The sequence below is a fragment of the Clostridioides sp. ZZV14-6345 genome (assembly GCF_020657775.1).
Classification (GTDB): domain Bacteria; phylum Bacillota; class Clostridia; order Peptostreptococcales; family Peptostreptococcaceae; genus Clostridioides; species Clostridioides difficile_D.
The window spans coordinates 63,739-78,074 of sequence record NZ_JAGWCX010000010.1 but is presented as its reverse complement, the minus strand read 5'-3'; the positions used below and the strand labels follow the sequence as shown (position 1 = coordinate 78,074).

Annotated in this window: 14 protein-coding genes; 10 read left to right on the top strand and 4 right to left on the bottom strand. The window is 28.3% G+C overall.

The annotated features are described in order from the left end of the window. Positions 1 to 197 precede the first annotated feature (197 nt). From KGF39_RS04320 to KGF39_RS04310, 3 genes are all read left to right on the top strand, one after another. Positions 198 to 587 carry a BlaI/MecI/CopY family transcriptional regulator gene (locus KGF39_RS04320; protein WP_227821336.1) on the top strand — a complete coding sequence of 130 codons (390 nt, stop codon included), beginning with the start codon at positions 198 to 200 and terminating at the stop codon, positions 585 to 587. A gap of 91 nt (positions 588 to 678) precedes the next feature. Beyond that, complete coding sequence (locus tag KGF39_RS04315) at positions 679 to 1,059, top strand: BlaI/MecI/CopY family transcriptional regulator (RefSeq protein WP_227821335.1); 381 nt, start codon at positions 679 to 681, stop codon at positions 1,057 to 1,059. 518 nt (positions 1,060 to 1,577) lie between these two features. Next, on the top strand, positions 1,578 to 1,784 hold the full coding sequence (locus KGF39_RS04310) for a hypothetical protein (protein WP_227821334.1): 207 nt from the start codon (positions 1,578 to 1,580) through the stop codon (positions 1,782 to 1,784). 435 nt (positions 1,785 to 2,219) lie between these two features. On the opposite strand, the gene KGF39_RS04305 is transcribed toward KGF39_RS04310, so the two are convergent. Next, positions 2,220 to 2,384 (bottom strand): hypothetical protein, encoded by a 165-nt coding sequence (locus KGF39_RS04305; protein ID WP_227821333.1) that lies wholly within the window; start codon positions 2,382 to 2,384, stop codon positions 2,220 to 2,222. A gap of 62 nt (positions 2,385 to 2,446) precedes the next feature. Between KGF39_RS04305 and KGF39_RS04300 the strand changes: the two genes are divergently transcribed. Together KGF39_RS04300 and KGF39_RS04295 are read left to right on the top strand one after the other, a co-directional pair. Then, positions 2,447 to 3,010, top strand: a complete 564-nt coding sequence (locus KGF39_RS04300) for a chromate transporter (protein ID WP_227821332.1) — start codon at positions 2,447 to 2,449, stop codon at positions 3,008 to 3,010. Beyond that, complete coding sequence (locus KGF39_RS04295) at positions 3,007 to 3,573, top strand: chromate transporter (RefSeq protein WP_227821331.1); 567 nt, start codon at positions 3,007 to 3,009, stop codon at positions 3,571 to 3,573. Before KGF39_RS04300 ends, KGF39_RS04295 begins: the two co-directional genes overlap by 4 nt. Before the next feature lie 127 nt (positions 3,574 to 3,700). On the opposite strand, the gene KGF39_RS04290 is transcribed toward KGF39_RS04295, so the two are convergent. From KGF39_RS04290 to KGF39_RS04280, 3 genes are all read right to left on the bottom strand, one after another. Beyond that, positions 3,701 to 3,937, bottom strand: a complete 237-nt coding sequence (locus tag KGF39_RS04290) for a hypothetical protein (RefSeq protein WP_227821330.1) — start codon at positions 3,935 to 3,937, stop codon at positions 3,701 to 3,703. A gap of 166 nt (positions 3,938 to 4,103) precedes the next feature. Further along, the gene (gene uvrA, locus KGF39_RS04285) at positions 4,104 to 6,242 is read right to left on the bottom strand and encodes an excinuclease ABC subunit UvrA (RefSeq protein ID WP_227821329.1); all 2,139 of its coding nucleotides are present in this window, start codon (positions 6,240 to 6,242) and stop codon (positions 4,104 to 4,106) included. 77 nt (positions 6,243 to 6,319) lie between these two features. Further along, positions 6,320 to 7,522: a transglutaminase-like domain-containing protein gene (locus tag KGF39_RS04280; RefSeq protein WP_227821328.1), complete on the bottom strand. Its 1,203-nt coding sequence runs from the start codon at positions 7,520 to 7,522 to the stop codon at positions 6,320 to 6,322. 379 nt (positions 7,523 to 7,901) lie between these two features. Between KGF39_RS04280 and KGF39_RS04275 the strand changes: the two genes are divergently transcribed. From KGF39_RS04275 to KGF39_RS04255, 5 genes are all read left to right on the top strand, one after another. Next, positions 7,902 to 10,145, top strand: a complete 2,244-nt coding sequence (locus tag KGF39_RS04275; protein ID WP_227821327.1) for a GGDEF domain-containing protein — start codon at positions 7,902 to 7,904, stop codon at positions 10,143 to 10,145. 260 nt (positions 10,146 to 10,405) lie between these two features. Beyond that, positions 10,406 to 12,436, top strand: coding sequence for a PTS sugar transporter subunit IIA (locus tag KGF39_RS04270; protein WP_227821326.1), 2,031 nt, complete (start codon positions 10,406 to 10,408; stop codon positions 12,434 to 12,436). Further along, complete coding sequence (locus KGF39_RS04265; protein WP_054272220.1) at positions 12,433 to 12,885, top strand: PTS sugar transporter subunit IIA; 453 nt, start codon at positions 12,433 to 12,435, stop codon at positions 12,883 to 12,885. The genes KGF39_RS04270 and KGF39_RS04265 overlap by 4 nt, the downstream gene beginning before the upstream one ends. A 1-nt stretch (position 12,886) precedes the next feature. Beyond that, entirely contained in the window at positions 12,887 to 13,942 is a 1,056-nt protein-coding gene (locus tag KGF39_RS04260) for a PTS fructose transporter subunit EIIC (protein WP_107594434.1), read from the top strand. Positions 13,943 to 14,005: 63 nt separating this feature from the next. Continuing rightward, entirely contained in the window at positions 14,006 to 14,314 is a 309-nt protein-coding gene (locus KGF39_RS04255; RefSeq protein ID WP_054272321.1) for a PTS fructose-like transporter subunit IIB, read from the top strand. The last annotated feature ends 22 nt before the right edge of the window (positions 14,315 to 14,336 follow it).

Below are 14,336 nucleotides of genomic sequence, written 5' to 3'. Positions count from 1 at the left end.
AAATAATACAATAGAATTAGTTATTATTCAACAAGATTGTTTGAAAATTGAATAAATTTATAGGTATGAATAATATTTTTTATATATAAAAATAGACTAAATATGTAGAACATATGGTAAAACTTACCTGTATCATTTGAAATTAGAAGGTTCTATTATTAACTTAAATTAAACTTAATTTAGGGAAGTGACATAAAATGGAACAGAGAGATGTAATAGACAAACTACGTAGGGGCGAATTAATGCTAATGGAGTATTTATGGAATAAAAAGTCTATTTTATCAAAAAAAGAAATAATAGAAGCAATGAAAAAGAGATATAAGTGGAGGAAAAGCACTACAGAGATTTTATTAAAAAGATTGGTAAAGATGAAAACATTAAAAAAGAAGAGGATAGGTTTTCAGTTTAACTATGAAGTATTAGTAACTAAAAAAGAGTATTTAAACGCTAGAAAAGAAGAAAGAGATATAAGTAAATATGATAATTTTTTTGCACGAATATTCACAACTATACATAAAAGAGATAAGATGACAGAAGAACAACTAAAAGCATTTATAAAAAATATGGAAAAAATTGGAAAAAAATAATTTATATATATCAATTAATTTTAAATTAAATTTGTTATAATATTTATATATATTTTAATATGCAGAAATTTACAAAAAGGGGGTGCATATTATGGGATTTAAAAAATTACCTGAATCAGAATTAAAAGCAATGAAGTTTATCTGGGGATTAGAAAAAAAAGTAGCTTCAGGAGAAGTTGTAGAAGCTATGAAACAAACTTATGGTTGGAATAAAAATACAACACTAACAATATTGTCTAAACTTACAAATAAGAACTATCTATATGCACAAAAAACAAGCAGGTGTACTTTTTATACTATAGCTGTAAGGGAGAAAGACTATTTAAAAGTTGAAACAAAAAGATTTTTTAGTTTTTTTCATAATAATTCCCTTAAGAGTTTTTTTACTGCTCTTAATGATAACGAAGATTTCAGCGATGATAAATTAGATATATTAGAAGAATGGGTAAAAAATTGGGAAGAAGATGAATAAGTTAAACGTGATACTAAAATGATACTATTTTTATTAAAAAAAATAAAAATAAAATTGATAATAGAGATAATATAAGTAATATGGATAATCTGAAACACTTGGAAACACTAGAGATAAAACTTACCCGATAGAGTGGGAGTAATAAGTATATAAAAATATTAAAATTAGAACAAAGATTCATAATAAAAAAGAGCAAAGCAAGTTATTTGCTTATACTATTATAGATAAATTTAATGATAAAGTAGACAAGCTTTTATAAATATTAATGTACAGAATAGTAACTGGATGATATGTAAAATATACTTATAAGTAAAGAATAGATAATATTAAAAATGATTCTAAGTAAAATAGAATAAGAAAAAGACTAGAGATTGAGTTTTCTAGTCTTTTTCTTATTTTTGTGATAATTTTATGTCTATGAAATATCTTGATGACTTTTATATATTAATATAGTAATATATAAGAGAATTTAGTAGTCAATGATACTAAATCAAATATTTGTAGAAGATGGAGGAATTATGAAAAATAAAATAATTATAGGAATTACTTTTTTATTTACATTACTAATGTTTGGATGTGTTTCAAAACAAACAGCAGAAATAAATGTATTAGCAACTACTGATTTACATGGAGTTATACCTTATGAGTTAATTTCTTATGTAAAAGAAGAAAGAAAAAAAGATAAAAATCTAACTTTAGTAGATGCAGGAGATTTTTTCGATTAAAAAATAGCTACATACACTCGTAACTTTAGTCATGAGTTAGTGGCTAAGATAGTCAGCATATAGGGAAACTTATATGTAGAGATAGGATAGAACCTATCCAATACTACTTGAATTGCTAAAAACCCCTAAAGCTAACCAAACTAAAACATAAGGATGAAATAAACCTAAGTGTGAAAGTTACGAAAGTAGAAAAAATTGGTTAGATGGTATAAGGTTAAATCCTAAGTACTTTAAAATGGGCAATCAGCAGGTAAGCTCCGAATAGGAGAAACTTCAACGACTATTCCTCTTGAGGGAAGTACACTACAAGCTATTGGTAGTGGAAGTGGGTAGACCTTAACGGATAATGCCGAAGGATAAGATATAGTCTGTGCTTACATGAAAGTGTAAGAAGTTCATAAGAGAACTGCATAGGTAGTAGCCAATAAATTTTATCTAGATAATATAATATCTGAATGCCCCCTGTGGTTCTATACTTTCCCAAAAACATATATCAGCTTCTCCACTTTTTAAAATATCCATAGCTGAATTAGCGCTTTCAACATGGACATTCACTTTAAGAGATGGAAATGAGTTTTTTAATCCATTAAATTCTATCATTTTACAGATTGCAAAGCAACCGGTATACTAAATAATATGAAGCAGAAAGAAGGAGGAAGATTTTGAAGCAAAGCAAAAAAACATATTTTTGGCTTTTAATTATCAACTTGTTTATTAGCACATTTACTTTTGGTGGAGGGTATGTAGTTGTACCTATGATTAGACGTTACTTTGTAAAGCAAAAGAAATTTTTTACAGAAGACGATTTAGTGAGTATGGCAGCAGTGGCTCAGTCAACTCCTGGAGCAATTGCAATCAATTTATCTGCTTTAGCAGGTTATCGAGTAGCTGGTACTTTGGGGGCTGTCATTAGTTGTATATCTGCTATAATACCTCCACTTGTTATTCTTGGATTAGTATCAGCATTTTACACAACTTTTATATCTAGTGCTATTGTTGCTGCAGTATTAAAAGGAATGCAAGCTGGTGTTGCCGCACTAATTGTGGATTTGATTATTGACATGTGTTCTATGATACTAAAAGAACGTTCTTTATTTTTATCAGCTATGATACCTATTGCTTTCTTTGCAAACTTTGTGATGGGCATAAATGTAGCTCTTATATTAATTGTTTGTTGCTTTTTTTGTGTAGTGCGAGTATTCTGCAAAAAGAGGGAGGATAAATGAATACAATTTGGAACTTATTTTTTATATTTTTAAAAATAGGCTTGCTTAGTATTGGTGGTGGTTATGCAATTATACCTTTAATTCAAGAGCAAGTAGTAAATCAAACTGGATGGATAAGTGAAAAAATTTTTACAGATATTATAACTATTTCGCAAATGACACCAGGACCACTAGCTGTTAATACTTCTACTTTTGTTGGGCTTCAAATTGGAGGTTTTTGGGGAGCAGTTGCAGCTACCTTAGGTTGTGTATTGTGTGGTGTAGTCATATCTCTATTTTTATATAATTTTTTTCAAAAGAACCATAACTCTACTTATATATTTGAGATATTAAATGGTCTAAAATCAGCTTCATTAGGTCTAATTATCTCAGCTGCGGCTACAATTATAATCCTTGCATTGTTTGGGACAAGTACAGTGTATTTCAATTCTATATTTAAGACATTAGATTGGATTGCACTAATAATATTTTTCATTATGCTACTTATAGTACGTAAGTGGAAAATTAATCCCATTGTTATTATGCTAATAAGTGGTATATTGGGAATGTTTTTTTATTTATAAATTGTTGGTAAGTAAATGATATCTATTTTTTATATCTTAGACCCAAATAGCCAATAAAGTAAGGCTATTTGGATATTTAAGAAACTCTGAAAAGATAATCAAAAACCTATACAATATTTAAATTACATTATTGATTTTCTACAAACCAATCATAAGCTTTTTTACAAAATTTCTCACTATCTAGATAGTAACTATTATAAACGTTATTAATTTCAACAAGCTTCTTTTTACATTTTAATGAATTATAATAGCTATCAAAATATTGGGTTTTAAAATATCTATCATGAAGTGTTTTAAAGACAAGAGTAGGTATGCTAACTCCCTTTTTTATTTTACTATCTTGTGCAATAAAGCATTCCAACATTGTATTAATTATTTTTGTACTATTTTTCCAAATATGAGGATTTTCCTTTCTTTATTATAAAAATATAATAATTTTTAGGCTCTATTTTATAGATTAGTCATATTTTATCACAGTCATATATTAAAGTTAATTCTTTTATTATATGACTATTGTAATACTTTTGTCTTTATATAAAATTCCCAGTAATACTATTTGGATTTATTCTTATTTCATCAGGAGTTCCAGAAGCGACAATTTCTCCTCCATTTATTCCACTATCTGGACCTATATCTATAACCCAATCAGAAGCACGTATAACTTCTGTATTGTGTTCAATAATTAAAAGTGAATGTTGTTCATTTACAAGTTTTCTAAAAGTAATTAGCAGATTCTCTATATCTCTAAAATGAAGTCCAGTAGTAGGTTCATCTAATATGTATAACATTCTTTTTTTAGTTTTTGTTCCCAATTCTTTTGCTAATTTTAACCTTTGAGATTCTCCTCCACTTAATCCTAATGTATTTTGACCCAGTTTTAGATAGCCAAGTCCCACTTCATCTAATAGAGAGAGTTTTCTATATATATCAGAGCAATCACTAAAAAATGCTTTTGCTTCTGTTACTTCCATGTCAAGTATATCTGCAATTGTTTTTCCTTTGTATTGTACAGACAGTACTTCTTTTTGGTATCTCTTACCTTGGCATTCGCTACAAGTTACCCACTGGTCTGCCATATATTGTAGAATAATTGTTGTTTTGCCTAATCCTTGACAGTTTGGGCATTGACCTTTTTTACTATTAAAACTAAAATGACTTTCATCCAATAATTGTTGTTTTGCTTGTGAAGTTTCAGCAAATAGAGAACGAATTTCATCAAAGATATTGATATAAGTAGCAGGTGTAGAACGACTAGATTTTCCAATAGGTGTTTGGTCCATTAAGATAAAATCATCAATAATATCAAATCCAGTAAGTTCGGTATAATTTTTATTTGGGATAGATTTTTGGTTTAATTTTTCTTCTAGAGCAGGAAGTAAACTGTGAAATACAAGAGAACTCTTACCCGAACCACTAACACCTGTAATAGAGCACATACAGTTTAAAGGAATTTGTACATTAATATTTTTTAAATTATTTGCATGACATCCCTTTAAGTTTAGCCATTTACTTGGTTTAATTTTATTTTGTGAACTTATTTTATTGGATGTACTTAGATATTTGCCTGTTATAGAATTTGGATTTTCTATAATTTCTTGAGTCGTACCTTCTGCAATAATGAATCCTCCTTTTGTACCAGCGTTTGGCCCTACATCAATAATATAATCAGCAGCTAGTATTGTATCCCTATCATGTTCCACGACTATAACAGTATTACCCTTATCTCTTAGCTCTTCTATCGTTTTGATGATTAAATTATGGTCTCTTGGATGTAAACCAATAGATGGTTCATCTAGAATATAGGTTAATCCGATCAATTCGCTTCCTAGCTGACTTGACAATCGTACTCTCTGTAGTTCTCCTCCAGATAAAGTTGGAGCTGTTCTGTCTGTTGATAGATAGCTAAGACCTACTTTTAATAGATAACTAACTCGAATTTTTAATTCTGTTAAGATATCATTTACTAAAGATAGCTCATTTTGTTGAAGTTGATTTGGTAATTCACATAACCAATTCCATAACTGTTCTATTGTCATTTTTGTTAGTTCAGGGAAGCGATAACCTTTGATTGTAGTGAATCTAGCCTCAATACATAGCAATTCACCACCACATGTATGGCAAGGAATTTTGTTCATATATTGATGCAAAGTATTATTTTGAGAACTGGATTCTCTAAAGAGTCTTTGAATGTGATTGATTGCCCCTGAGGCAGGTCTTTTAATTTTTGATTCCCGACCTTTTGATTCAAAGCTAAACTCATATATCTTATCACCTGTACCATATAAGATTGAATCTATAAAATTTCTTGGTAATTGATTCCAAGGTATATCTAGGTCGATATTTTTATCTTTTGCTATTGCATATAATTCACCTACCATCCAATTACCATTTGGCTTTTTCCCCCTCAATTTTCCAAAGTAGTAAGTGGCTCCATCTAATATTGAAATAGTTGGGTCTTTTACAATTAATTGAGGATTAACTTGATAGGTAAAACCCAATCCATTGCAATCATGACAAGCTCCAGTATGGGAATTAGCATTGAAGGTTGAAGTATTTATCTTAGAAAAAATAGTTTGGCAATGTGGGCAATAATTTTTTGTAGTATTCTTTTTTTCTAATGGAATTTTGCAATATGGACAGTAACTTTTTCCAATTGATACAAACAACATTCTTAAGTAATCCCAAATGCTTGTAAGAGTACCAACCGTAGAACGAGGATTTTGGCTTCCTTTTTTCTGTTCAATAGCTACAGTAGGAGTAGTAAATCGAATTCAGGTTTTTGAAGTTGTTCTGAAAGTTTTGCTCCATTACTTAGGTTTTCAAAATAACGTCTTTTCCCTTCTTCATAAATCGTATCGAAAGCTAAAGAGGATTTTCCACTACCACTTACACCTGTAATCACGGTTATTTGATTCTTTGGAATTGTAACCTCAACATCTTTTAAGTTATTTTGCCTTCCTCCTTTTAAATAGATAGAACCTTTATTGTGACAAAGTGAATTTTTAATTGGTTTATTTATTGATTTGGTAAATTTGAATTTCTTTTCTAGTTCAAGAGGATTACCGAATTCTTTTGTTTCCAAAATGCCTAATATTTTTAACTGAGAAAAGATTGATGTCAAATAATCTTTAGGCAATTTTTCTATTAACAAATTGAGGTTTTCTATTTTTATATTGCCACTTGATAATATCTCTGCCATTTCATCTAACAAATTTTTTTCTACTCTTGTTAATTGATTGTATTTTTTAGAACTTAATTCTGTCCATAAATCCCATGGAAGCAATTCCAAACCAATCATATTATTAAAGTCATGTAGAAGATTACCCTTTATGGAGTGCCAACCTTTCCAATTTTTATTATATCCAAAGTCATCTGGGTGAGTATGACCTTGTCGACAACTTATCCAGGCTTCTGAGCCAGTTAAAAAACCATTTATTTTTTTGACATCATGAGTGTCAAAATCAATTTGAAAATAGTTTTTTTGTATGTTATCTATTTGTGCATCTATTTTTACCCATCTTTTTGTTATAGGATTATAGTATTCTACGAGCCAGTGGTCTTCGTAAGGAAGCTCACTTTCAAAATAATTAGCAAAGCCTGCTCTTATCCTAGCTTCAAAACCTCGATACCTTAGGAAAGATACAAGAAGTAAAGAGTAGTCTCTGCACATACCAACTAATCTCTGTTTTGGCTTTCTTGGGATAGTTAGTGAGTTAGAATCTATTTCAAAGATTTTTTTTAACATTTGAGGAATTGTACGAAGTAATTCTTCATCGGCTTGTTGCTTATTAAAGGCTATACCATATAGTTTTCCTTGGTCTCCATGAATTATTAGATTTTGGACTACTTTTAATAATTCTACTGGAGTATTTGGTAAATTTTGATATTCATTTTCAAATATTTTGGGGTTTGTAATAATACTTTGTTTTTTATAATTGTTTATTTTCATTTAGTGTTCACCTCTCTAATTGCATGATATACCCTAACACGGTGTCAGATTCAAGGGCAATTTAAATTTTTTGAATATGAGGATTAATTTTCATACAAAGATGGTTTGTTTTATACTTATTGGTAAAAATGATTTATATATAGTAGGAGCTTAAGATGGCAGGCATTAGTGTTTTTAATCAATAAACGTTAGAAATTGTATATCATATAATTGATTAATAAAGCTATTATCTATGAACTATTAATGAAATATTAAGGTGCTATTCTTGAATATTAAGAAATAGAATACTATAATATAGTGTAAATGGATTTTTAGTAATTAAATTCATAAGTGCTAATATACATTTTAAAAAATAGGTTTATAATTTGGAGGACAAAAAATGAAATTATCAAGGTATAAGAAAAATAGTTTAGTTCTGTCTATAATTTTATGTTCACTTATTATTTCAATCCTTGTAATTACTATTTTCAATACTGTAAAACTGCACAATATATCTAATAAACAAACTAAAAACTATTTAAATGATGTATCTACACAAATTGTAATGAATGTTGATTCTAAAATCAAATTTATCTTATCGGACTTAAGATTAATGGCAGATTTTATTAAGCAATATGAAGGGGATAGCCGATATGAGTACTTATCTAAAAGAAAGACTAGTTATAAATATTATGATATTGGAATAATTGATTTAGGAGGAAAGGCTAAGTTTTTAAGTGGAAAAGAGTTTGACTTAAAGAATACTGTTTCATATAAAAAAGGAACAGAAGGTAAAGAGTATTCAGAGGTAATAGAGTCGCTAGGAGTCGTTCTTTATAGTGTACCAATATTTGATGATAATCATGAAGTGTCTAGCATTTTAATAGGTGTTTCTAACAAAGAAGGCATGAATGATATTCTTAATATAGATAACTTTAATGGAGAAGGGACTATTGAAATTATTAATAGTAAGGGAAAAACTCTTTTCATAGGTAAAAATAGTGAACTAATAAAGAATCTTAGTTACAAATATAAAGATTCTAGAGAGGAGCCTTGGGCTCAAAAGATGCTTAATGATTTTAAAAACGAAAAATCAGGGAATATCACAATAATCTCATCAAAAGATATAAAATGCTTATTGAGTTATTATCCAATTACAAAAGGTCTAAATGATTGGTATTTTGTTCTTATAGTGCCTGAAGACGCTGTACTTGGTGAACTTAATAAGTTAAACTCTTTTACAATAATAATGACACTTATAATTACATGTATTATTGGAATTATAACATGGCTTTTATATACGATAAGAAGAAAACATTTAAATCAAATAGAAAATATTGCGTATTTAGATAGTGTAACAAATGGTATCAACTCAACTAAATTTAGTATGTTAGTCAAACCTTTAATTTCAGAATCACCTGATAGTACTTATGTGATGATAGCAATAAATATAAAGGGTTTTAAGCTAATAAATGATTGTTTTGGAAGTGAAAAAGGAAATATGACACTTAAACATATTTATAATGTTTTGTCTAAAAATATTGATGAAAATGAAGAATTTATATGCCGTCATGATGCAGACCTTTTTTATTTGTTTATTAAGAATAGACCAGTGTTAGAGGTCTTAGAGTTATTATACAAAATAGAAGCTGATATAAATTATTTTAATAAAAATAAAGAAAATCCATACTTTTTAAGAGTATCAGTAGGTATTTACACAATTGAAAATCATAATGAAGATTTAATCACAATACAAGACCATGCAAATACAGCAAGAAAAAGCTTTAATAAAGCTCATCAAAGTGATTTTTCTTTTTATAGTGATATAGAAAGGAAACGATTAATATCTGAAAAGGAAATTTCGAACTTAATGGAAAAAGCCCTTGAAGATAAAGACTTTTTTATATGTTTACAACCCAAAATTGATATAAAAAGTGGAAAAATTAGTGGAGCAGAGGCTCTTGTACGTTGGAAAAATCCAGAAAAGGGCATAATTTATCCAAGTGATTTTATTCCTCTTTTTGAGAAAAGTGGTTTTATATGTAAATTAGACTTATATGTACTTGAAGAAACATGTAAATTGATTTCTAAATGGATAAAAAAAGGTAAAGAAATGCTGAGAATTTCTGTTAATGTATCAAGACAACATTTAAATGATAAGTCGTTTTTAGAAAAATATGAACTTATATGTAATAAATACAATGTACCAACATATCTAATAGATTTAGAACTTACAGAATCTATTTTCTTGGAAAATCCAGAATCTATAGATGTAATAGATGATATTCATTCTAAGGGATTTAAGTGTTCTATAGACGATTTTGGATTTGGATACTCATCATTAGGAATATTAAAGGCTTTTAAAGTTGATATAATTAAATTAGACCGTTCATTTTTTGTAAGCAGAAATAATATAGACCGTGGGAAGATAGTTATTGAGTCTATTATTGAACTTAGCAAAAGACTGGGTATGAAGGTAATTGCTGAAGGAATTGAAGAATTAGAACAAGTTGAGTTTCTAAAAAATGTAGGATGTGATTATATTCAAGGTTATGTTTTTTCTAAACCACTATTAATTTCTGAATTTGAAGAGTTCGCATATTTAGATAATAAAATAAAAAATTTAAAAGTATCTAATAATTAAATATACAAAATAAAAAATTTAGGCAGGTTATATAACTGAAAATATAACTTGTCTTTTTTATTTGGATATCTACTAAAAAATGCAGTTACAGATTTTGTAAAAACAATTTTCAAATGTTGTAAGTTGTGGCTAAAGCTTTATTGTATTATTCTGAATATAGAAAGATAGTTACTGTTTTAGACATAAAAAAACTAAAAGATACAGAATAATATAAAATTTGTGATGTTGATAACTCTAATTATTTTGAAAGGAGGGAAAATATGATAAGTGGAAGAATGTTACTCATTATGAATTTTCTAAAAGGAAAAAGTAAGACAAGTTACAAGGATATTAGCAAACAACTGAATATAGAAGAAAGAAAAGTTAGATATGATATAAATAATTTAAATCTTGTTTTACGTTCATTGAACAAATCAGTAATACAAAAGATGAATAAAGGTGTGTTAATTATTCCTGATGACTTCCAAGTAGTTTGTATAAACAACAATGAATATGTATTTTCCTTAACTGAGAGAGTATCTATTATGAAGATTATATCAATGTTTAAAATAGATAACCTAAATTTGGAAAAATTGAGCAAGGAATTCCAGGTTTCTAGAAGTTCAATTAAAAATGACCTTAATGTTTTGTCAAGTGAATTAGAAAGAAATCAAATAACTATTACTTATGATAAAATTTTCAAGATAAGTGGAGATGAAGATACTATATATAAACAAAGATTGAACATATTAAAATCATATTCCTATCTTTTTGGTAAGGAAAAATCTGATTTAAGTGTATTTGAGAAGTATTTAGTGAATGTAATTGAAAAAATATTCAAAGGTCTTTCTTTGATTGATATATATAATTGGTCTATAAATTTATTATTTCAAATGGGATGGACTTTAAATGATGAATCTTTTACATGGTATGTATCAAACATTTTCCTTTTTACATGGTATATACATTCAGATGAAAAACATCCTTTAGAATCTTCTTCATTAAGTGAGCCATATTTTGAAAATAAGTTTGACCAAGAGTTTGAAGAAATCATTCAAAAAAAGTTAACCAAAGAACAAATTTTATTGTTAAAGAGTTTTGTATTTTTTACAAATAAATATGCAAGTTTAAATGAAGATATGGATTTGATTAGTACAGAAATGATAGTTCAAGATTTAATTTATAATATGTCAGAGATATTAGAGATTGACTTCAAAGAAGATATGATTCTTTATAAAGGATTACTTAATCATATTGCCCCATTGATAGAGAGAATCAAACAGAATATACAGATTTATGAAGAATTATTTCACGTCATACCAGATAAATACCAATATGTACTTGAAGCTACTAAGAATTCTATTCAAAAAAATAGAGTGTTAAATCAGATAAAGAATGAAAATGAAATAATACTCTTGTCAATACATTTTTTAGGAAGTATACATAGAAATGAGAGAAACAATTATAAAAACATATTGTTAGTTTGTGGATTTGGTTATGGTGTAATTGCTATGTTAAAGGATACTTTAATAAATGATTACCAAATAAATATAGTGGATAGTATTCCATCATATAAGTTACAAGATTATAAAGATTGGGGAAGTATTGACTTTATTATAACAACATCAAAGATAGTAACAGACTTACCTAAAACAATTATTGAGATAAATCCATTTTTACAAGAAAACGATTATTTGAAGATTGAAGAAAAAGGGATAAAAAGAAAGAACGTTCTAACTAATTATATGTCAATAAAAAAAAGACTGAGTTTTTTAGAAGAAGATGCACAAAAAAGAGTATTGAGTATTATATGGCAAGAACTTGGATACAGTGATGAGAGAATACTATCTAGACAACTTAATTTAGGTGATTTAATAGGAATTGATACTATAAGTATCATTGATGAAGACATGAAATGGGAAGATGCTGTGAAAATTAGTTCAAATATACTTGCTGATTGCGATTTTGTATCAGCACAATATGCTGATAATATTATAGATATTTTAAAAAATGTAGGTTTTTATGCTGTAAAAGATAATGAATTTGCTCTATTACATGGAAATGATAGTTCATTAGTCAAAGTAAGTTCAATAAGTCTATTAATATGTAAAGAAGCAATTAGTTTTGGAGATAAAAAGGTTAAAATCATATTTTGTCTAGCAAGTAGAGATAAAAAAGAGCAAATTCCTGCAATAATTAATCTAACTAAAATGGTTTATAAGACTAATTTTATTGCTATGTTAGAAGGTGCAAATACAAAAGAAGAAGCAGAAGGTTTAATTCATAAATATGAGAAGGAGGTCACTGTATGAGTAAATTAGTTAATGTAAAATGTTCATTTAACATACATGCTAATTCAAAAGAAGAAGCCATTATATCACTAGTAGATGTAGTATCAAAAGAAGGGTATCTAAAAGATAAAAATCAATTTTTAGAGGATGTTTTAAAGAGAGAGGAAACATTATCGACTTATATTGGACATGGTATAGGTCTTCCTCATAGTCAAAGTATAGGTGTTAAAAATTCTTGCATTACAATAGGAAAGCTTGATACTCCTATTGCATGGACAGAAGAAGGAGAAAAAGTGGATTTAGTATTTTTGATATCAGTAACAAAAGATAATGAAAATAATCTTCACTTAAAGATTTTGTCAAAACTAGCACGTTTACTGATGCATGAGAGTTTTAGAAATCAAATTAGAAATTCAGATGAACAAACAGTTTATAATCTTATAAAAGAAAAAATAGGGGAGGAAGATTAAAATGAGGATTTTGAAGTTTTTACAGAAACATCTTATGACAGCAACATCGTATATGATTCCATTTGTAGTTGCTGGAGGAATTCTATTTGCTTTATCAGTAACTCTAAGTGGACAAGCTGCTGTTCCTGAAACTGGATGGTTAGCTAAATTGAATCAAATTGGAGCTGCTGGATTAGCTTTATTTATTCCTATATTAGGTGGATATATAGCATTTAGTATGGCAGATAAACCCGGATTAGCTCCTGGTATGATAGGAGCATATTTAGCAAAAGAAGTAAATGCGGGTTTTATAGGTGGTATTATAGCAGGATTCATAGCAGGATTTGTTGTCTTGCAACTAAAGAAAATTAAATTGGCTCCTACAATGAGAACTTTAGGTTCAATATTTATTTATCCTTTGCTTGGTACATTGATTACAGGTGGTATAATTGTATTTTTAATCGGAGAACCTATAGCTTCTTTTATGACATGGATGACAAATTGGTTAAATGGAATGTCTGGTGTTTCTAAAATTCCTTTAGGCGGAATTTTAGGAGGAATGATAGCTTCCGATATGGGTGGACCTATAAATAAAGTTGCTGCAACTTTTGCTCAAACTCAAGTTGACACACTTCCATATTTAATGGGTGGAGTTGGTGTTGCAATTTGTATACCTCCAATTGGGTTAGGATTAGCTACATTATTGTTTCCAAAAAAATTTAGTAAGGAAGAAAGAGATTCAGGGAAAGCATCACTATTGATGGGATGTGTTGGAATTACAGAGGGGGCTATTCCATTTGCAACAGCAGACCCTGTTAGAGTAATCCCTTGTATTATGGCTGGGTCGATTATAGGAAATATTATGGCCTTTTTATTAGGATGTTTAAATCATGCACCTTGGGGAGGTCTGATAGTATTACCAGTAGTTGACAATAGGTTGGGGTATATCGCATCAGTATTAACAGGAGCAGTTGTCGTGGCAGTATTGATGAAATTAGTAAAGAAAGATGTAAAAGAAGATGAAGAAATTGAAGAAGATTTAGATGATTCGATTGAATTAGTATTTGAAGAACTATAGATATAAATGGGAATGATTTACATAAAAAGTAAATATATAGATAAATTTAAAGGAGATGAGGATATGAAAATTGTAGCAGTAACATCTTGTCCTAGTGGAGTAGCACATACTTATATGTCAGCTGAATCACTTGAATTATCAGCAAAAAAATTTGGTATAGAAATAAAGGTTGAGACTCAAGGAAGTTCTGGAATAGATAATGAATTGTCACCTAAAGAGATTGAGGAAGCAACTTGTGTAATACTGACTAATGATGTTGAGATTAGAAATATGGAACGTTTTAAAGGAAAAAAAGTAGTAAGAATGAGTGTGTCTGATATAATTAAGAAATCTGATGCATTGATTAAGAAAATAAAAGATACTTTTCAATAAAGTTTGATTTATTTTACATATA